This window comes from Streptomyces sp. BR1 (genome assembly GCF_052373795.1).
Lineage (GTDB): Bacteria > Actinomycetota > Actinomycetes > Streptomycetales > Streptomycetaceae > Streptomyces.
In genome coordinates this window covers 2151498-2170408 of record NZ_CM126252.1, presented here as the reverse complement: position 1 = coordinate 2170408, position 18911 = coordinate 2151498, and the positions used below count along the sequence as shown (strand labels likewise).

17 protein-coding genes are annotated in these 18911 nt (G+C 70.3%); all 17 read left to right on the top strand.

From position 1 onward, the window contains the following. The first annotated feature begins 142 nt into the window (after positions 1 to 142). The 17 genes from nrtL (at position 143) to atpE (ending at position 18890) form a co-directional block, all read left to right on the top strand. A complete protein-coding gene (gene nrtL / locus ACT1U9_RS09020; RefSeq protein WP_444537829.1) occupies positions 143 to 1156 on the top strand; it encodes an ArgS-related anticodon-binding protein NrtL in 1014 nt (337 codons plus the stop codon). Positions 1157 to 1172: 16 nt separating this feature from the next. Then, entirely contained in the window at positions 1173 to 2564 is a 1392-nt protein-coding gene (gene lysA, locus ACT1U9_RS09015; protein WP_444537828.1) for a diaminopimelate decarboxylase, read from the top strand. A 147-nt stretch (positions 2565 to 2711) separates the two neighbouring features. Continuing rightward, positions 2712 to 4001 (top strand): homoserine dehydrogenase, encoded by a 1290-nt coding sequence (locus tag ACT1U9_RS09010; RefSeq protein WP_444539048.1) that lies wholly within the window; start codon positions 2712 to 2714, stop codon positions 3999 to 4001. A gap of 6 nt (positions 4002 to 4007) precedes the next feature. Then, positions 4008 to 5066 (top strand): threonine synthase, encoded by a 1059-nt coding sequence (gene thrC / locus ACT1U9_RS09005; protein ID WP_444537827.1) that lies wholly within the window; start codon positions 4008 to 4010, stop codon positions 5064 to 5066. Positions 5067 to 5331: 265 nt separating this feature from the next. Further along, entirely contained in the window at positions 5332 to 6249 is a 918-nt protein-coding gene (thrB, locus tag ACT1U9_RS09000; protein ID WP_444537826.1) for a homoserine kinase, read from the top strand. 400 nt (positions 6250 to 6649) lie between these two features. Then, positions 6650 to 8662 carry a transcription termination factor Rho gene (gene rho, locus ACT1U9_RS08995; RefSeq protein ID WP_444537825.1) on the top strand — a complete coding sequence of 671 codons (2013 nt, stop codon included), beginning with the start codon at positions 6650 to 6652 and terminating at the stop codon, positions 8660 to 8662. A 245-nt stretch (positions 8663 to 8907) separates the two neighbouring features. Continuing rightward, positions 8908 to 10020: an LCP family protein gene (locus ACT1U9_RS08990; RefSeq protein WP_444537824.1), complete on the top strand. Its 1113-nt coding sequence runs from the start codon at positions 8908 to 8910 to the stop codon at positions 10018 to 10020. A 161-nt stretch (positions 10021 to 10181) separates the two neighbouring features. Continuing rightward, positions 10182 to 10403: a 50S ribosomal protein L31 gene (gene rpmE / locus ACT1U9_RS08985; RefSeq protein ID WP_188275749.1), complete on the top strand. Its 222-nt coding sequence runs from the start codon at positions 10182 to 10184 to the stop codon at positions 10401 to 10403. A 102-nt stretch (positions 10404 to 10505) separates the two neighbouring features. Next, complete coding sequence (gene prfA / locus ACT1U9_RS08980) at positions 10506 to 11585, top strand: peptide chain release factor 1 (RefSeq protein WP_361430440.1); 1080 nt, start codon at positions 10506 to 10508, stop codon at positions 11583 to 11585. Between the two features lie 73 nt (positions 11586 to 11658). Then, positions 11659 to 12540, top strand: coding sequence for a peptide chain release factor N(5)-glutamine methyltransferase (gene prmC, locus ACT1U9_RS08975; protein ID WP_444537823.1), 882 nt, complete (start codon positions 11659 to 11661; stop codon positions 12538 to 12540). A gap of 56 nt (positions 12541 to 12596) precedes the next feature. Next, the gene (locus ACT1U9_RS08970; protein WP_444537822.1) at positions 12597 to 13244 is read left to right on the top strand and encodes an L-threonylcarbamoyladenylate synthase; all 648 of its coding nucleotides are present in this window, start codon (positions 12597 to 12599) and stop codon (positions 13242 to 13244) included. Further along, complete coding sequence (locus tag ACT1U9_RS08965) at positions 13241 to 13888, top strand: arsenate reductase/protein-tyrosine-phosphatase family protein (protein ID WP_444537821.1); 648 nt, start codon at positions 13241 to 13243, stop codon at positions 13886 to 13888. The genes ACT1U9_RS08970 and ACT1U9_RS08965 overlap by 4 nt, the downstream gene beginning before the upstream one ends. 225 nt (positions 13889 to 14113) lie before the next feature. Continuing rightward, positions 14114 to 15388, top strand: coding sequence for a serine hydroxymethyltransferase (gene glyA / locus ACT1U9_RS08960; protein ID WP_444537820.1), 1275 nt, complete (start codon positions 14114 to 14116; stop codon positions 15386 to 15388). A 105-nt stretch (positions 15389 to 15493) separates the two neighbouring features. After that, the gene (locus ACT1U9_RS08955; RefSeq protein WP_444537819.1) at positions 15494 to 16828 is read left to right on the top strand and encodes an MraY family glycosyltransferase; all 1335 of its coding nucleotides are present in this window, start codon (positions 15494 to 15496) and stop codon (positions 16826 to 16828) included. 263 nt (positions 16829 to 17091) lie between these two features. Further along, positions 17092 to 17526 carry a hypothetical protein gene (locus tag ACT1U9_RS08950; protein ID WP_188275743.1) on the top strand — a complete coding sequence of 145 codons (435 nt, stop codon included), beginning with the start codon at positions 17092 to 17094 and terminating at the stop codon, positions 17524 to 17526. Positions 17527 to 17751: 225 nt separating this feature from the next. Continuing rightward, positions 17752 to 18576, top strand: a complete 825-nt coding sequence (gene atpB / locus ACT1U9_RS08945) for a F0F1 ATP synthase subunit A (protein WP_444537818.1) — start codon at positions 17752 to 17754, stop codon at positions 18574 to 18576. A gap of 77 nt (positions 18577 to 18653) precedes the next feature. Continuing rightward, positions 18654 to 18890: an ATP synthase F0 subunit C gene (atpE, locus tag ACT1U9_RS08940; RefSeq protein WP_188275742.1), complete on the top strand. Its 237-nt coding sequence runs from the start codon at positions 18654 to 18656 to the stop codon at positions 18888 to 18890. Positions 18891 to 18911 lie beyond the last annotated feature (21 nt).

The window sequence follows — 18911 nt, the reverse complement described above, 5'->3', positions numbered from 1 at the left end:
GCCGCACCCACCACCCGCCGCGCCCCGGCCCCCGCCCGTGCGCAGTCGACCCGCACCCACCACCCCGGCCGCCCCCGCGAGGCCCGTTCACATCGCGAAACCGGTTGGCCGACCCACCCCCCCTCTCCCATACGCTTGTCCCGTGACCCCCGCCGAGCTCTCCCTTACCGTCGTGCGTGCCGTGCGCAGTGCCGTCGATGAGGGTGTGCTGTGTGTGGAGGTGCCCGCTGACAGGGACGTGAAGGTGGAGCGGCCGCGGCCCGGTGGGGGCGGGGACTACGCCAGTGCCGTCGCCCTCAAGCTCGCCGCCGCCTCCGGGCTCGCCCCCCGCGCCGTCGCCGAGGCCCTGCGCGGGCGGCTCGCCGGCGCACCCGGGGTCGCCCGCGTCGACATCAGCGGACCCGGGTTCCTGAACTTCACCCTCGACGCCGCGTCCGCCCAGGAGGAGTGCGTACGTAACGTCCTCGCGCTCGGACCCCGGTACGGGCACGGCGACGCCCTCGCCGGGCAGCACATCTCCTTCGCCCTCGTCGCCGAGCCCCGCGCCCTCGCCTTCACCTCTGCCATCATCGAGCTGCTGCGCTCGCAGGGCGCCACCGCCGACATCTCCCCGGACGGCGACGAGCGGCTGCACGTTCTGCCGGAGCCCGCCCTCCCCGACCTCGTCGGGCCCGAGGCCGCCCGGTGGGCCCACCTCCGTGCCGCCCCGCACGACCGGCCCGCCCCCGCCGCCGAGCTCCTCGCCCAGCGCGACAGCAACCCGTACTTCCGGGTGCGATACGCGTACGCCCGTACCCGCGCCCTCACCCGTAACGCCCACGCCCTCGGCTTCACCAGCGCCCCCGGCGACCTCGGCCACGAGGCAAGCCCCACCGCGAGCGCCGCCCACCACGCCGCGACCGGCCTCCTCACCCACCTGGCCGATCACCCCCCCACCCTCCTCCGCGCCGCCGAGCTCCGCGCCCCCGACCGGGTCGCCCGGCATCTCGAAGGTGTCGCCGACGCCCTGCTCGACTTCCAGCACTGTGTGCTGCCTCTCGGTGACGAGAAACCCTTGGCCGCCCACCGTGCCCGGCTCGCGCTCGCCGAAGCCGCCGGGGCGGTGCTGGCCGGTGGCCTGTCCCTGTTCGGCATCCGCGTACCCGAATACCTGTGAGAGTTGAGAGACAGCAATGAGCCGTTCCGCACACCCCGCCGGGCCCCGTTACGCAGATGTCCTTCCCGAGGGGCACTACTCGGCGCCGCCCGCCGACCTCAACTCCCTTGACCCGAAGGTCTGGTCGCGGACCGTCGGCCGAAATGGCGATGGTGTCGCCACCGTCGGGGGCCTTGATGTCACCGTTCTCGCCGAGGAGTTCGGGACTCCCGCCTACTTCCTCGACGAGGACGACTTCCGCGCCCGCTGCCGCGCCTGGGCCGACGCCTTCGGCAGGCACGCCGATGTCTTCTACGCCGGAAAGGCCTTCCTTTCCCGCGCCATCGTGCGGTGGTTGCACGAAGAAGGCCTCAACCTCGACGTCTGCTCCGGCACCGAACTCGCCACCGCCCTCTCCGCCGGAATGCCCGCCGAGCGCATCGCCTTTCATGGCAACAACAAGTCCGAAGAGGAAATTCGGCGGGCTGTTGAGGTGGGAGTGGGGCGTATCGTGCTCGACTCCTTCCAGGAGATCGTTCGCGTCGCCCACATCGCCCACAGCCTCGGCAAGCGTCAGCGCGTCCAGATCCGCGTGACCGTCGGCGTCGAGGCGCACACCCATGAATTCATCGCCACCGCCCACGAGGACCAGAAGTTCGGCATCGCCCTTGCCGGGGGACAGGCCGCCGAAGCCGTGCGGCGCGCCCTGAAGCTCGACGGGCTCGAACTCATCGGGATCCACTCCCACATCGGGTCCCAGATCTTCGACATGGCGGGCTTTGAGGTATCAGCGCGGCGCGTTGTGCAGCTTCTCGCCGAGGTGCGCGACGAGCACGGCGTCGAGCTGCCCGAGATCGACCTCGGTGGTGGGCTCGGTATCGCGTACACCTCCGACGACGACCCCCGCGAGCCGCACGAGATCGCCAAGGCGCTCAACGAGATCGTCGGCCGTGAGTGCGAGGCCGCCGGGCTGCGTACGCCGCGTATCTCCGTCGAGCCGGGGCGCGCCATCGTCGGGCCCAGCGCCTTCACGTTGTACGAGGTCGGGACGATCAAGCCGCTGGAGGGGCTGCGTACGTATGTGAGTGTCGACGGGGGCATGTCCGACAACATTCGGACCGCCCTTTACGACGCCGAGTACTCCGTCGCGCTCGTCTCGCGCACCTCCGACGCCGAGCCGATGCTGGTACGGGTCGTCGGCAAGCACTGCGAGAGCGGGGACATCGTGGTGCGGGACGCGTTCCTGCCCGCCGACCTGGCCCCCGGCGACCTCGTCGCGGTGCCGGCCACCGGGGCGTACTGCCGCTCCATGGCCAGCAACTACAACCACGCCCTCCGCCCGCCCGTCGTCGCCGTGCGCGACGGTGCGGCGCGGGTGATCGTCCGGCGCGAGACCGAGGAGGACCTCCTGCGGCTCGATGTCGGGTGAGGCACTTCGGGCGAGAGGTCGGCCGAAAGGCCGACATCGCTGAATAATGGAATAAGCGTCTCGGGATCCGGACGGGGGGCGGAAATCCCCGTCCGGTGAGTGAGACTGGATCGCATTCAAGCTGGTAGAAGGAAACGAGGTCGGATGATGCGTACGCGTCCGCTGAAGGTGGCGCTGCTGGGCTGTGGAGTGGTCGGCTCAGAGGTGGCGCGCATCATGACGACGCACGCCGACGACCTCACGGCGCGCATCGGCGCGCCCGTGGAGCTCGCCGGTGTCGCCGTCCGCCGGCCCTCCAAGGTGCGCGAGGGCATCGACCCCGCCCTCGTCACCACCGACGCCACCGCCCTCGTCAAACGCGGCGACATCGATGTGGTGGTGGAAGTCATCGGTGGCATCGAGCCCGCTCGTTCGCTCATCACCACCGCCTTCGAGCACGGCGCCTCCGTCGTCTCCGCCAACAAGGCGCTGCTCGCCCAGGACGGGGCCGCGCTGCACGCCGCCGCCGTCGAGCACGGCCGGGATCTGTACTACGAGGCCGCCGTCGCGGGCGCGATTCCGCTGATCCGGCCGCTGCGCGAGTCCCTCGCCGGTGACAAGGTCAACCGGGTGCTCGGGATCGTCAACGGCACCACCAACTTCATCCTCGACAAGATGGACTCGACGGGTGCCGGGTACCAGGAGGCCCTGGACGAGGCCACCGCCCTCGGGTACGCCGAGGCCGACCCCACCGCCGACGTCGAGGGCTTCGACGCCGCCGCCAAGGCCGCCATCCTCGCCGGGATCGCCTTCCACACGCGCGTACGCCTCGACGACGTGTACCGCGAGGGCATGACCGAGGTCACCGCCGCCGACTTCGCCTCGGCGAAGGAGATGGGCTGCACCATCAAGCTGCTCGCCATCTGCGAGCGCGCCGCCGACGGCGGGTCCGTCACCGCGCGGGTGCATCCGGCGATGATTCCGCTCGACCACCCGCTGGCCTCCGTGCGCGGCGCGTACAACGCCGTCTTCGTCGAGGCCGAGGCCGCCGGACAGCTCATGTTCTACGGGCCCGGCGCGGGCGGCGCGCCCACCGCGTCCGCCGTTCTCGGCGACCTGGTCGCGGTCTGCCGCAACAAGCTCGCCGAGTCCACCGGACCCGGTGAGTCCGCGTACACGCAGCTGCCCGTGAGCCCCATGGGCGAGGTCGTGACGCGGTACCACATCAGCCTGGACGTGGCCGACAAACCGGGCGTGCTCGCCCAGGTCGCCACGGTCTTCGCCGAGCACGGGGTCAGCATCGACACCGTGCGCCAGCAGGGCAAGGACGGCGAGGCCTCCCTCGTCGTCGTGACCCACCGCGCGGCCGACGCGGCCCTCACCGGGACCGTGGACGCCCTGCGGAAGCTCGACACCGTGCGGGGTGTCGCCAGCATCATGCGTGTTGAAGGGGAGTAACGAGCAATGACCCACCAGTGGCGCGGAATCATCGAGGAGTACCGGGACCGGCTCCCCGTCTCCGCTACGACCCCGGTCGTCACCCTCCGCGAGGGCGGTACGCCGCTCGTGCCCGCGCAGGTGCTCTCCGAGCGCACGGGCTGCGAGGTGCACCTCAAGGTCGAGGGTGCCAACCCCACCGGGTCCTTCAAGGACCGCGGTATGACCATGGCCATCACCCGGGCGAAGGAGGAGGGCGCGAAGGCGGTCATCTGCGCCTCCACCGGCAACACCTCCGCCTCGGCCGCCGCGTACGCGGTACGCGCCGGGATGGTGTGTGCCGTCCTGGTGCCGCAGGGCAAGATCGCGCTCGGCAAGATGGGCCAGGCGCTGGTGCACGGCGCGAAGATCCTCCAGGTGGACGGCAACTTCGACGACTGCCTCACGCTGGCGCGCAACCTCTCGGACAACTACCCGGTGGCGCTGGTCAATTCGGTCAACCCGGTCCGAATCGAGGGCCAGAAGACCGCCGCGTTCGAGATCGTGGACGCGCTGGGCGACGCGCCCGACATCCACGTCCTTCCCGTGGGCAACGCCGGCAACATCACGGCGTACTGGCGGGGGTACCGGGAGTACGCGGCGGACAAGGTGTCCACTCGCACGCCCCGTATGTGGGGCTTCCAGGCCTCGGGTTCGGCGCCGATCGTGCGCGGCGAAGTGGTCAAGGACCCCTCGACCATCGCCACCGCGATTCGCATCGGCAACCCCGCGTCGTGGGAGTTCGCGGTGGCCGCGCGCGATGAATCGGGCGGTCTCATCGACGAGGTGACGGACCGTGAGATCCTGCGCGCCTACCGGCTGCTGGCCTCTCAGGAGGGCGTCTTCGTGGAGCCCGCGTCGGCCGCGTCGGTCGCCGGTCTGCTGAAGGCCGCCGAGCAGGGTCTGGTCGACCCGGGCCAGAAGATCGTGTGCACGGTGACCGGAAACGGCCTGAAGGACCCGGACTGGGCCGTCGCGGGCGCCCCGCAGCCGGTCACGGTTCCGGTGGACGCGGCTACTGCCGCACAGCGCCTGGGCCTGGTGTAATCAGGTCGTACGGGTTCCGCGCGGGGCGCTCTGCATGCGCCCCGGGCATAAACCCGCACAACACGGCACGTAGGGGCACAGGGGGCTCGCGACACGCATCGTGCGCCTCCTGTGCGCCCTATGTCGCCACAGAACCTTCCTTCGATAGGCTGTACCCAACCCGCCCCGCCGCATATGCCGCGGTGCAGTTGCCCACGTGGCCGTCGGGCCTTGGGTACCTCTTCGAAAACCTCGCAGCAGTCTCACAAGGAGAGTCATCAGAGCGATGGCCGGTCCCGCATTCCGCGCCGCCGCCGTACGGGTGCGCGTTCCCGCCACCAGTGCCAACCTCGGCCCGGGTTTCGACTCCCTCGGCCTGTCACTGGGGCTGTACGACGACGTGGTCGTCCGCGTCGCCGACTCCGGCCTGCACATCGACATCGCGGGCGAGGGCGCCGAGACGCTGCCCCGCGACGAGAGCCACCTTCTTGTACGTTCGCTGCGCACCGCGTTCGACCTGCTCGGCGGGCAGCCGCGGGGACTTGAGGTCGTCTGCGCCAACCGCATCCCGCACGGCCGGGGCCTGGGCTCCTCGTCGGCCGCCATCTGCGCCGGCATCGTCGCGGCGCGCGCGGTGACGATAGGCGGCGACGCGAGGCTCGACGACGCGGCGCTGCTCGAACTGGCCACCGAGATCGAGGGCCACCCCGACAACGTCGCCGCCTGTCTGCTCGGCGGGTTCACGCTCTCCTGGATGGAGGGGGGAGCGGCGCGGGCCATCAGGATGGACCCGGCGGATTCCATCGTTCCGGTGGTCTTCGTACCGGGTAGGCCGGTCCTGACGGAGACCGCGAGGGGGCTGCTGCCGCGTACCGTCCCGCATGTGGACGCGGCGGCCAACGCCGGGCGTGCCGCACTGCTCGTGGAGGCGCTGACCAGGCGCCCCGAGCTGCTGCTCCCGGCCACCGAGGACCGGCTCCACCAGGAATACCGGGCACCGGCGATGCCCGAGAGTGTGGCGCTGGTCAACCGGCTGCGCGCGGACGGCGTCCCCGCAGTCATCTCCGGCGCGGGCCCCACGGTGCTCGCGCTGGTCGAGGACGGTGCGGCCGACAAGGTCGCACGGCTGGCAGGTGAGGGGTGGGCCGCGAACCGGCTCCGCCTCGACGCCCCGGGCGCGAGCGTCCTGCCGCTGGGCTCATAGGGCCAGGCGGAGGGGGCGCGCGGCTTGCCGGTGAACGAGAGGGGGAATGTTTGTTGGATCCGGTAGTGTTAACCTCAAGTCTGCATCGGTCGTCATTGTGGCGCGGTGCTTCGTGTCCCCTTCAGGGACCGCCATTCTTCCGGGAGCCTCCCAAACTGCCTGCGCAGCCTGCCTGAGCAGTTTCCGAGCACGCTCCGGAACCGGCACGACACCCCCCGCTTTTCCCAGGGGGCCGAGTAGGGGAACTCGGGCCGGACCCCACGCACGTTTATCTCTCCGCCGTACGCGGCGGACCACCGCCCCGGCACGGTCAGTGACCCCAGGTCACGGGCCATGTTCGGACAGCACAACCGGTCGCCGAGCCAGACAGGCCGACGTCCGCTCCAGGGAAGGACCCTTCGTGAGCGACACCACCGATCTGATGGGCGTGACAGCCGACACTTCTGTCGACAGCGCCGCGCCCGCCGCAGGTGCTGCCTCGGGCACCACCTCACGGCGCCGCCGCTCCGGCACCGGCCTCGACGGCATGGTCCTGGCCGAGCTGCAGCAGGTCGCGTCCGGCCTCGGCATCAGGGGCACCGCGCGGATGCGCAAGAGCCAGCTGATCGAGGTCATCAAGGAGGCGCAGGCAGGCAGCGGCTCCTCCGCTCCGGCCAAGAGCGCCGACGCGGGCGAGACCAAGCCGAAGCGCCGCGCCACCTCCAAGGCCCGTACGGGGGACGAGGCCGCCGAGAAGCCTGCCGCCCAGCAGCAGATCGAGATCCCCGGCCAGCCGTCCGCCAAGGCCTCCGACCAGGGCGACGACCAGCCCGTCGGTGAGCGCCGCCGCCGTCGTGCGACCGCCGCCGCCGGCTCCCCGGAGTCGTCGACCGCCGTGGCCGAGCCGCAGGCGAAGGCCGACGTCAAGGCCGAGTCGAAGACGGACGCACAGCCCGAGGCCAAGGCCGCGGACGCCGTGGACGCCGCCGAGGGCCGGCGCGAGCGCCGCGACCGCGGTGAGCGTGGCGAGCGCGGCGAGCGCCGGGACCGCCAGCGCGGCGACCGGGGCGAGCGCGGTGACCGCCAGCGCGGCGACCGCGGCAAGGGCGACGACCAGCAGGGCCAGGGCGGCCAGCGCCAGCAGCGCCAGGGCGGCCAGCAGGGCCAGCAGAACAACGGCCCGCAGGACGACTTCGACGACGAGGGCCGCCGCGGCCGCCGTGGCCGGTACCGGGACCGTCGCGGGCGCCGTGGTGGCCGCGAGGAGTTCGGCGCCGAGCCGCAGGTCGCGGACGACGACGTCCTGATCCCCGTCGCGGGCATCCTGGACATCCTGGACAACTACGCGTTCATCCGTACCTCCGGCTACCTGCCGGGCCCGAACGACGTGTACGTCTCGCTCGCCCAGGTCCGCAAGAACGGTCTGCGCAAGGGTGACCACGTCACCGGCGCGGTCCGCCAGCCCAAGGACGGCGAGCGCCGCGAGAAGTTCAACGCGCTGGTGCGCCTGGACTCCTCCAACGGCATGGCGGCCGACTCGGGCCGCGGCCGCCCGGAGTTCAACAAGCTCACCCCGCTCTACCCGCAGGACCGGCTCCGTCTGGAGACCGACCCGGGCGTGCTGACCACGCGGATCATCGACCTCGTGTCGCCGATCGGCAAGGGCCAGCGCGGTCTGATCGTGGCCCCGCCGAAGACCGGCAAGACCATGATCATGCAGGCGATCGCCAACGCGATCACGCACAACAACCCCGAGTGCCACCTGATGGTCGTCCTGGTCGACGAGCGTCCGGAAGAGGTCACCGACATGCAGCGGTCGGTCAAGGGCGAGGTCATCTCCTCGACCTTCGACCGCCCGGCCGAGGACCACACCACGGTCGCCGAGCTCGCCATCGAGCGCGCCAAGCGCCTCGTGGAGCTCGGCCACGACGTGGTCGTGCTGCTCGACTCGATCACCCGTCTGGGCCGTGCGTACAACCTGGCGGCCCCGGCCTCCGGCCGCATCCTGTCCGGTGGTGTCGACTCGACCGCGCTCTACCCGCCGAAGCGCTTCTTCGGTGCGGCGCGCAACATCGAGGACGGCGGCTCGCTGACCATCCTCGCCACCGCGCTCGTGGAGACCGGCTCGCGCATGGACGAGGTGATCTTCGAGGAGTTCAAGGGCACCGGCAACATGGAGCTCAAGCTCGACCGCAAGCTCGCCGACAAGCGCATCTTCCCGGCGGTGGACGTGGACGCGTCGGGCACCCGCAAGGAAGAGATCCTGCTCGGCAGCGACGAGCTGGCCGTCGTCTGGAAGCTGCGCCGGGTGCTGCACGCGCTCGACCAGCAGCAGGCGATCGAGCTCCTGCTGGACAAGATGAAGCAGACGAAGTCCAACGCGGAGTTCCTGCTCCAGATCCAGAAGACGACCCCGGGCAACGGCAACGACTGACGTCGTCGCCCCGGCTTCGTCGAAACGCCCCCCTCACCTCGGTGAGGGGGGCGTTTCGCGCGTAACGGACCCATCATGGGCTCATGAGGCAGTGCGAGAGCTTCACCACACGCTCCGGTCGCTCTTAGGGCCTTCTTAGAACCCTGTGCAACCCTTCTTGGTGCTTCTCCGTCTGACAAGTGTCGACAAACCGTGCCTGACCGACAGGGCGGGGGGTACCAGGAGCTGCGAGGACTGAGGAGAACATGGCCGACCAGAGTGAGAGCGGCAGCGCCCATATATCCGGCGGTGGCCGCGGCAGGCGCCACAAGCGCCCCCCGCGCCGCCGTGCGCTGAAGATCGCGGCATGGTCCGCGGCGGGCGTCGTGATGGTGGGCGGCGTCGGCCTCGGCTACGTCTACTTCAAGCTCAACGGCAACATCAAGGGCGTCGACATCAACGCCCAGCTCGGCACCGACCGCCCGCAGAACGTCGACAACGGATCCATGGACATCCTGGTCCTCGGCTCCGACTCCCGGGCGGGGGCCAACAAGGAGTACGGGCAGGACGACGGGGGAGCCCGCTCCGACACCGCGATGATCGTGCACGTGTACCCGGGCCACAAGACGGCCAGCGTCGTCTCGGTCCCGCGCGACACCCTGGTCACCCGGCCCTCCTGCGCCACCCCGGACGGCAAGACCGACCCCGGCGGCAAGCGCCAGATGTTCAACACGGCGTACGAGGTCGGCGGGCCCGCCTGCGCCGTCAAGACGGTCGAGCAGATGTCCGGCATCCGCATGGACCACTACATCGAGGTCGACTTCACCGGCTTCAAGAAGCTCATCGACGAGCTCGGCGGGGTCCCCGTCACCACCGCGAAGCCGATCAAGGACAACAAGAGCCACCTCGATCTGCCGGCCGGCAAGCACAACCTCAACGGCGAGCAGGCGCTCGGCCTGGTCCGCACCCGGCACGGCGTCGGCGACGGCTCCGACCTCGGCCGCATCCAGCTCCAGCAGGCGTTCATCAAGGCGCTGATCGAGCGGGTCAAGGGCGTCGGCGTCTTCCACAGCCCCACCAAGCTCTACGGGCTCGCCAACGCCGCCACCAAGGCCATCACCACCGACTCCGACCTCAGCTCCATCAACGCGCTGATCGGCTTCGGCAACGGCCTCAAGGGCCTCGGCTCCGAGAACGTCAAGATGGTCACGCTGCCGGTCATGTACGACCCGGCCGACCCCAACCGCGTCCTGCCCCAGCAGGCCCAGTCCGAGCAGGTCTGGGACGCGCTGCGCAAGGACCTGCCGATCCCGGCCTCCGCGACGAAGGACTCCGCGGGTGACAAGGGTGACGCCGGAAACGTGGTCAAAACGGGCTGACCTGCGGTTTCGCCGCCGCAGGGCCGTCGTGGAATAGAACGGGGCCGACCCCGGTTTTGGGAGATACGGCCAGTCCTGGCAGACTGGTACGTCGGCCCCGGTTCACGTGCGCGCATCCCCGCGCGGACGACCCGGCGCCCTCCATGAACTAGGAGACACCCTTGAAGCGCGACATCCACCCCGAGTACGTCGAGACGCAGGTCAGCTGCACCTGTGGCGCGTCGTTCACCACCCGTAGCACCCTCGCCGAGGGCACCATCCGTGCCGAGGTCTGCTCCGAGTGCCACCCGTTCTACACGGGCAAGCAGAAGATCCTCGACACCGGTGGCCGTGTGGCCCGCTTCGAGGCCCGCTTCGGCAAGGCTGCCGGCTCCGCCAAGTAGCGAGCCACTGCGCCGGTCTTCGGCTGCCCCCGCGCGGGGTGGCCGGGACCGGCGCTTTGCCGTCTGTCGCAGCCACATTTTTCACTGAACCAGGAGCCCCCGATGTTCGAGGCGGTCGAGGAACTGATCGGCGAGCACGCCGATCTGGAGAAGAAGCTCGCCGACCCGTCGGTCCACGCGGACCAGGCGAACGCGCGCAAGCTCAACAAGCGCTACGCCGAGCTGACGCCGATCGTCGCCACGTACCGCTCCTGGAAGCAGACCGGCGAGGACATCGAGACGGCCAAGGAGCTCGCGGCCGACGACCCCGACTTCGCGGCCGAGGTCAAGGAGCTGGACAAGCAGCGCGACGAGCTGACCGAGAAGCTGCGCCTTCTCCTGGTCCCGCGCGACCCCAGCGACGACAAGGACGTGCTCCTGGAGATCAAGGCGGGCGCGGGCGGCGACGAGTCGGCCCTGTTCGCCGGCGACCTGCTGCGGATGTACCTGCGGTACGCCGAGCGCGTCGGCTGGAAGACCGAGATCATCGACGCCACCGAGTCCGAGCTGGGCGGCTACAAGGACGTCCAGGTCGCCGTGAAGACCAAGGGCGGCAACGGTGCCACCGAGCCCGGCCAGGGCGTCTGGGCGCGGCTGAAGTACGAGGGCGGGGTGCACCGCGTGCAGCGCGTGCCCGCCACCGAGTCGCAGGGCCGCATCCACACCTCCGCCGCCGGTGTGCTGGTCACGCCTGAGGCCGAGGAGGTCGACGTCGAGATCAACATGAACGATCTGCGCATCGACGTCTACCGCTCGTCGGGCCCCGGCGGCCAGTCCGTCAACACGACCGACTCCGCCGTGCGCATCACGCACCTGCCCACCGGTGTCGTGGCGTCCTGCCAGAACGAGAAGAGCCAGCTCCAGAACAAGGAGCAGGCCATGCGCATCCTGCGCTCCCGGCTGCTCGCCGCCGCCCAGGAGGCCGCCGAGCAGGAGGCCGCCGACGCCCGGCGCAGCCAGGTGCGTACCGTGGACCGCTCCGAGAAGATCCGCACGTACAACTTCCCCGAGAACCGCATCTCGGACCACCGCGTGGGCTTCAAGGCGTACAACTTGGACCAGGTGCTCGACGGCGATCTGGACGCGATGATCCAGGCCTGCGTCGACGCCGACTCCGCCGCCAAGCTCGCCGCGGCGAGCTGACACCCGTAAGACACCCCGTACTTCCCCGGGCTCGTTGAGCAAGGGGAGGCCCATTGCAGCCCGGAGGACCAGCGTGCCGCAACATTCTGGGGGGCGAACCCCAGGCCCCCGCAGTGTGCTGCTCGCGGAGGTGGCGCAGGCCACCCAGCGGCTGGCCGACGCCGGCGTGCCCTCACCGCGGTTCGACGCGGAAGAGCTCGCCGCGCACATCCACGGGGTGAAGCGGGGCGAGCTGCACCTCGTCAAGGACGCCGACTTCGACGCCCGTTACTGGGAGGCGGTCGCCCGGCGCGAGGCGCGCGAGCCGCTCCAGCACATCACCGGCCGCGCGTTCTTCCGCTATCTGGAGCTCCAGGTCGGCCCCGGCGTCTTCGTGCCGCGCCCCGAGACCGAGTCGGTCGTCGGCTGGGCCATAGACGCCGTGCGCGCCATGGACGTGGTCGAGCCGCTCATCGTGGACCTGTGCACCGGCTCCGGCGCGATCGCGCTCGCCATGGCCCAGGAGGTGCCCCGCTCGCGGGTGCACGCGGTGGAACTGTCCGAGGACGCGCTCGACTGGACCCGCAAGAACGTCGAGGGCTCGCGGGTCGTGCTGCACCAGGGCGACGCGCTGAGCGCGCTGCCCGAGCTCGACGGCCAGGTCGACCTGGTCATCTCCAACCCGCCGTACATCCCGCTCACCGAGTGGGAGTACGTCGCCCCCGAGGCCCGGGACCACGATCCCGAACTCGCCCTGTTCTCCGGCGAGGACGGCCTTGACACCATCCGCGGCATCGAGCGCACCGCGCACCGCCTCCTGCGGCCCGGCGGGCTCGTCGTCATCGAGCACGCCGACACCCAGGGCGGCCAGGTTCCGTGGATCTTCAACGAGGAGGCCGGCTGGGCGGACGCGGCCGACCACCCCGACCTGAACAACCGCCCGCGCTTCGCCACGGCCCGCAAGGCCCTGCCGTGACCGTCCTGACCCTTACCTGCTTCGAGACCGCGTACGTGTACGAGGAGGCCCGTTAAATGGCTCGGCGATACGACTGCAACGACGCGACCGACCGCACGACCGGTCTGCGTGAGGCCGCCTCCGCAGTGCGCCGCGGCGAACTCGTCGTCCTCCCGACGGACACCGTGTACGGCATCGGCGCCGACGCGTTCAGCTCCGAGGCCGTCGCCGGCCTGCTGGACGCCAAGGGGCGCGGCCGCAACATGCCCACCCCTGTGCTCATCGGGTCCCCGAACACGCTGCACGGCCTGGTCACGGACTTCTCCGAGCAGGCGTGGGAGCTCGTGGACGCGTTCTGGCCGGGCGCCCTGACGCTGGTCGCGCGCCACCAGCCGTCCCTGCAGTGGGACCTCGGGGACACCCGGGGCACGGTCGCGATCCGGATGCCGCTGCACCCGGTCGCCATCGAGCTGCTGACCGAGGTCGGCCCGATGGCCGTGTCCTCCGCCAACCTCACCGGGCACCCGGCTCCCGAGGACTGCGACGCCGCGCAGGAGATGCTGGGCGACTCCGTCTCGGTCTACCTGGACGGCGGCCCGACCCCGGGCATCGTCCCGTCGTCGATCGTGGACGTCACGGGCAAGGTCCCGGTGCTGCTGCGCGCGGGCGCGCTCGACGCCGACGAGCTGCGCAAGGTGGTACCCGACCTCGAGGTGGCGAATTGACAGCCCCTGAGACGGGGCGTGGCATAGGCACCGGGATCACCGGCACCACCTTCCGCATCCTCCACGTCAGCACCGGCAACGTGTGCCGCTCGCCCATCACCGAGCGGCTGACGCGGCATGCCCTCTGCGACCGCCTCGGCGACCCGTACACCGGGGGCCTGATCGTGGAGTCCGCGGGCACCTGGGGCCACGAGGGCGCCCCGATGGAGGCCAACGCGGCGGCCGTCCTCGCCGACTTCGGCGCGGACGCCTCCGGCTTCACCGGACGCGAGCTCCTGGACGAGCACGTCATCACCGCGGACCTGGTCCTCACCGCCACCCGCGACCACCGCGCCCAGGTCATCTCGATGGGCCACTCGGCGGGGCTGCGCACCTTCACGCTCAAGGAGTTCACCCGCCTGGTGCGCGCCATAGACCCGGCGACGCTGCCCGACCCGGACGAGGGCATGGTCGAGCGCGCCCGCGCCCTGGTGCGCGCGGCGGCCGCCCTGCGCGGCTGGCTGCTGGCCCCCAGCGCCGAGGCGGACGAGGTCAACGACCCGTACGGCGCCCCGATCACGTTCTTCCGCTCGATCGGCGACGAGATCAACACGGCGTTGGAGCCGGTGGTCACGGCGCTCACGGGTGTGTCGGCGCCGCACTGACGCGTAATGGGCCATGCGCCGCTCTGACGGGCTGTCGGCCCCGTGTCGGCCCCGGCGTACCGGTCGCGTACCGAAAGGCCCGCAGGCGGCGCCAGGAGGGTTGCGCGGGGCCTCGTCCGCGCCCGGCGCGCGCAGGGGAGACGTGAATCCGCCGGGCGCGGGGGCACGCGGCGGCCTACATTGGATCTGACGCCCCCACGCCCCCTGCCAGGCCCGGAGACCCCGATGACGGTCACCACCGCAGCCGTATCCGCCGCCCGCGGGCAAGCCCCCGCCAAGGCCCCCGAGGGGGCGCTCGACGCCCTGCGGCGCCAGGACCCCGAGATCGCCGAGGTGCTGCTCGCGGAGGAGGCCCGCCAGGGCGCGTCCCTCCAGCTCATCGCCGCCGAGAACTTCACCTCGCCCGCCGTCCTCGCGGCGCTCGGCTCCCGGCTCAGCAACAAGTACGCCGAGGGCTACCCGGGCGCCCGCCACCACGGCGGCTGCGAAGTCGTCGACGTTGCCGAGCGGATCGCGGTGGACCGGGCCAAGGCGCTCTTCGGGGCCGAGCACGCCAACGTCCAGCCGCACAGCGGCAGTTCGGCCGTGCTCGCGGCCTACGCGGCGCTCCTGCGGCCGGGCGACACCGTCCTCGCCATGGGCCTCCCGTACGGCGGACACCTCACGCACGGCTCGCCCGCCAACTTCTCCGGGCGGTGGTTCGACTTCGTGGGCTACGGCGTCGACCCGGAGACCGGGATCATCGACTACGCCGAGGTCGCCGAGCTGGCCGAGCGCCATCGTCCGAAAGCGATCGTCTGCGGCTCGATCTGCTACCCGCGCCACATCGACTACGCGGCCTTCCGCGAGGTCGCCGACGCGGTGGGGGCGTATCTGATCGCGGACGCCGCGCACCCCATGGGCCTGGTGGCCGGGGGAGCGGCGCCCAACCCCGTCCCGTACGCGGACGTCGTCTGCGCGACCACCCACAAGGTGCTGCGCGGCCCGCGCGGCGGGATGCTGCTGTGCGGCGAACAGCTGGCGGCCCGCATCGACCGGGCGGTCTTCCCCTTCACCCAGGGCGGCGCCCAGATGCACACCATCGCGGCGAAGGCGGTCGCGTTCGGCGAGGCGGCGACACCCGCGTTCACCGGGTACGCCCATCAGGTGGTCGCCAACGCGCGCGTGCTCGCGGCCGGGCTCGCCGCCGAGGGGTTCTCGCTGGTCACCGGCGGCACCGACACCCACCTGATCCTGGCCGACCCGGCGCCGCTCGGCGTCGACGGCCGCAGCGCCCGGGGCCGGCTCGCGGGCGCCGGGATCGTGCTCGACACCTGCGCCCTGCCGTACGACGACGCCCGTGGCATCCGGCTCGGCACGGCCGCCGTGACCACCCAGGGGATGGGCGAGGCGGAGATGGCGAGGATCGCGGTGCTGTTCTCGGCGGCGCTGCGCGAGGAGCCCGACATCCGTGCCGAAGTGCGCGAACTGGCCGAAAGGTTCCCTCCTTACGCGCACTAGACGGGGTTGACTGCAACCATCTCGTGTACCCGCATGTCCTCAACCATGTGGTCGCGAAGCTAGTGTGTGGGGCTGAGATGGCCAGCGATACCTCTGGGGCAGCCCGTGCGTGAATACCTGCTGACGTTGTGCGTCACGGCCGCGGTGACCTACCTGCTGACCGGGCCGGTGCGGAAGTTCGCCATCGCGACCGGTGCGATGCCGGAGATCCGTGCGCGCGACGTGCACCGGGAGCCGACGCCGAGGCTCGGCGGTATCGCCATGTTCGGCGGTCTGTGCGCGGGTCTGCTCGTCGCCGACCACCTCGACAGCCTCAACGGCGTCTTCGAGCGGTCCAACGAGCCGCGCGCGCTGCTCTCCGGCGCCGCCCTGATCTGGATCATCGGCGTCCTCGACGACAAGTTCGAGATCGACGCCCTGATCAAGCTCGGCGGCCAGATGATCGCCGCGGGTGTGATGGTCGTGCAGGGTCTGACGATCCTGTGGCTGCCGATCCCCGGCATCGGCACGGTCTCGCTGACCTCCTGGCAGTCCACGCTGCTGACCGTCGCCCTGGTGGTCATCACCATCAACGCGGTGAACTTCGTGGACGGCCTCGACGGCCTCGCCGCCGGCACGGTCTGCATCGCCTCGGCGGCGTTCTTCATCTACGCGTACCGGATCTGGTTCGGTTACGGCATCGAGGCCGCGGCCCCGGCCACCCTCTTCGCGGCAATCCTGATGGGCATGTGCCTGGGCTTCCTGCCGCACAACATGCACCCCGCGCGGATCTTCATGGGCGACTCCGGCTCGATGCTGATCGGCCTGGTTCTCGCGGCGGGTGCGATCTCGATCACCGGGCAGGTCGACCCCGACTCGATGAACCTGTTCGTCGGCGGCGAGCGCGCGGCCACCCACGCGATGCTGCCGGTCTTCATCCCGCTGCTGCTGCCGCTGACGATCATCGCGCTGCCGATGACCGACCTGGTGCTCGCGATCGTGCGCCGCACCTGGAAGGGCCAGTCGCCGTTCGCGGCCGACCGCGGGCATCTGCACCACCGCCTCCTGGAGATCGGCCACTCGCACAGCCGGGCCGTGCTGATCATGTACTTCTGGTCGGCGCTGCTCTCCTTCGGTGCGGTGGCGTACTCGGTGCACTCGGCGTCGATGTGGATCGTGTTCCTGATCGTCGCGCTGAGCGCGGTGGGTCTGGTGCTGCTCCTGCTGCCGCGCTTCACGCCGCGCGCGCCCCGTTGGGCCGAGGCGTTCGTCCCGCCGCGCTACCGGCGCCGTACGCGGCTCGCCGCCGCCTCCGCCGGGGCCGGTGGTGCGGATGAGCGGGACGGGACGGAAGAGGAGCGCACGCCGGTCGGCGCGGGTGTCTCCGGCGTCAACGGAGCGACCGCCGTCGGCCCCCGTTCGCGCTTCCCCGACCGACGGAAGACGAGTGCGTCACGCTGACGAATTGCCGCACGGGGTCCCAATACCAGACAAGTTGCCGCCCGTTTTGCACATGCGCGCAGGTTCACTCTCATGTGTGACGGGCAGCACACCGTCATGGTAAAGACCTCATCAAATAGTTTGTGATACGGTTCACGAGACCCGGCAACAGAGCCGAAGGACCGTAGTGCGACGGCCCATTGGCCCGAGGGATCACACCTCGGCCGGGGCCTACGCTCGTCCATGACGACACCCTGCCCCCACCAGTAAGCGGAGCTGCCGCCATGCCGTCCAACGACGCCCGCACCCTCCTTCAGACCGCCGTACCCACCGCTGCCGCCGGCGCACTCGCCGTCGTGATCAGCTCCGTGGTCGCGGGCGGCAAGGGAGCCATCGGCGCCGCCATCGCGACGGTCGTGGTCATCGCATTCATGGGGATCGGGCTCATCGTCCTGCAACGTACGGCGCGGAATCTGCCGCATCTGTTCCAGGGCATGGGACTGATGCTGTACACGGCTCAGCTGTTGCTGCTCTTCATCTTCGTCGCGGTCTTCAAGAACACGACGCTGTTCAACCCCAAGGCATTCGCCGCCACGCTCGTCGCGCTGACCCTCGTCTGGATCGGCATGCAGGCGCGTGCGCACATGAAGGCCAAGATCCTTTACGTGGAGCCGGATTCGGAGGGCCACAAGCCCGAGAAGTCCGGGTCTTCGTCGTGAAGGGTAGGGGCGGGATAAATGCGAGTTCGAGACCCTGCTATCGTCCGGTGCCAACTGCGGCACTGCGGACGCGGGCATCTGAGCTGACGCCTGCTCGATCGCGAGGCTCGATGCCCGACCGCCGCCCCATCATCCGTAACACCAGTCCAGTGCCGAACCGCGGCTGCGCGCCGCGCCGACACAACGAGGTTGCCGTACCTATGCGCCACGCTGAAGGAGCCCGCGGTGAGTGCTGACCCGACGCAGCTCGCTTTCGACACCAGTTGCCACCTGTTCCAGGACTGCGGTGGCTTCGAGGGTCCGGGCCTGCACTCGTTCCTGTTCAAGCCTCTCTGGGGCGACGCGGACGGCAACGGCGTTTATTTCAACAAGCCGATGCTGCTCGCCCTGCTGGGTTCGGTCATCATCCTCGGCTTCTTCTGGGCCGCCTTCCGTAAGCCGAAGGTCGTCCCCGGCAAGCTCCAGATGGTCGCCGAGGCGGGCTACGACTTCGTACGCCGCGGCATCGTCTACGAGACGATCGGCAAGAAGGAGGGCGAGAAGTGGGTTCCCCTCATGGTCTCGCTGTTCTTCTTCGTCTGGATGATGAACCTGTGGTCGATCGTTCCGGTCGCGCAGTTCCCGGTGACGTCGATCATCGCGTACCCGGCGGCTCTCGCGGGGATCGTCTACATCGTCTGGATGAGCCTCACGTTCAAGCGCCACGGCTTCATCGGCGGCTTCAAGAACCTCACGGGGTACGACAAGTCGCTCGGCGCGGTGCTGCCGATGGTCATGGTCATCGAGTTCTTCTCGAACGTGATCGTGCGCCCCTTCACCCACGCGGTGCGACTCTTCGCGAACATGTTCGCCGGTCACACCCTGCTGCTGCTCTTCACGATCGCCAGCTGGTACATGCTCAACGGCATCGGTATCGCCTACTCGGGTGTGTCGTTCGTGATGGTCGTCGTGATGACCGGCTTCGAGCTCTTCATCCAGGCCGTCCAGGCGTACGTGTTCGTGCTTCTGGCCTGCAGCTTCATCCAGGGCGCCGTCGCCGAGCACCACTGACCGCCCGCCCACTCAAAACCCCCCAGTCGTCCGGTGGCCAACCCCCACCGGTCCGTGAAAGAGAAGGAAGAACTGGCATGTCCCAGATCCTCGCTGCTGCTTCCGATGGCGTCACCGGCTCCCTCAGCTCCGTCGGTTACGGCCTTGCCGCGATCGGCCCCGGCGTCGGCGTCGGCATCATCTTCGGTAACGGCACCCAGGCCATGGCCCGTCAGCCCGAGGCGGCCGGCCTGATCCGCGCCAACCAGATCCTCGGTTTCGCGTTCTGTGAGGCGCTGGCCCTCATCGGCCTCGTCATGCCGTTCGTCTACTAAGACGAACGACGACTAGACCGA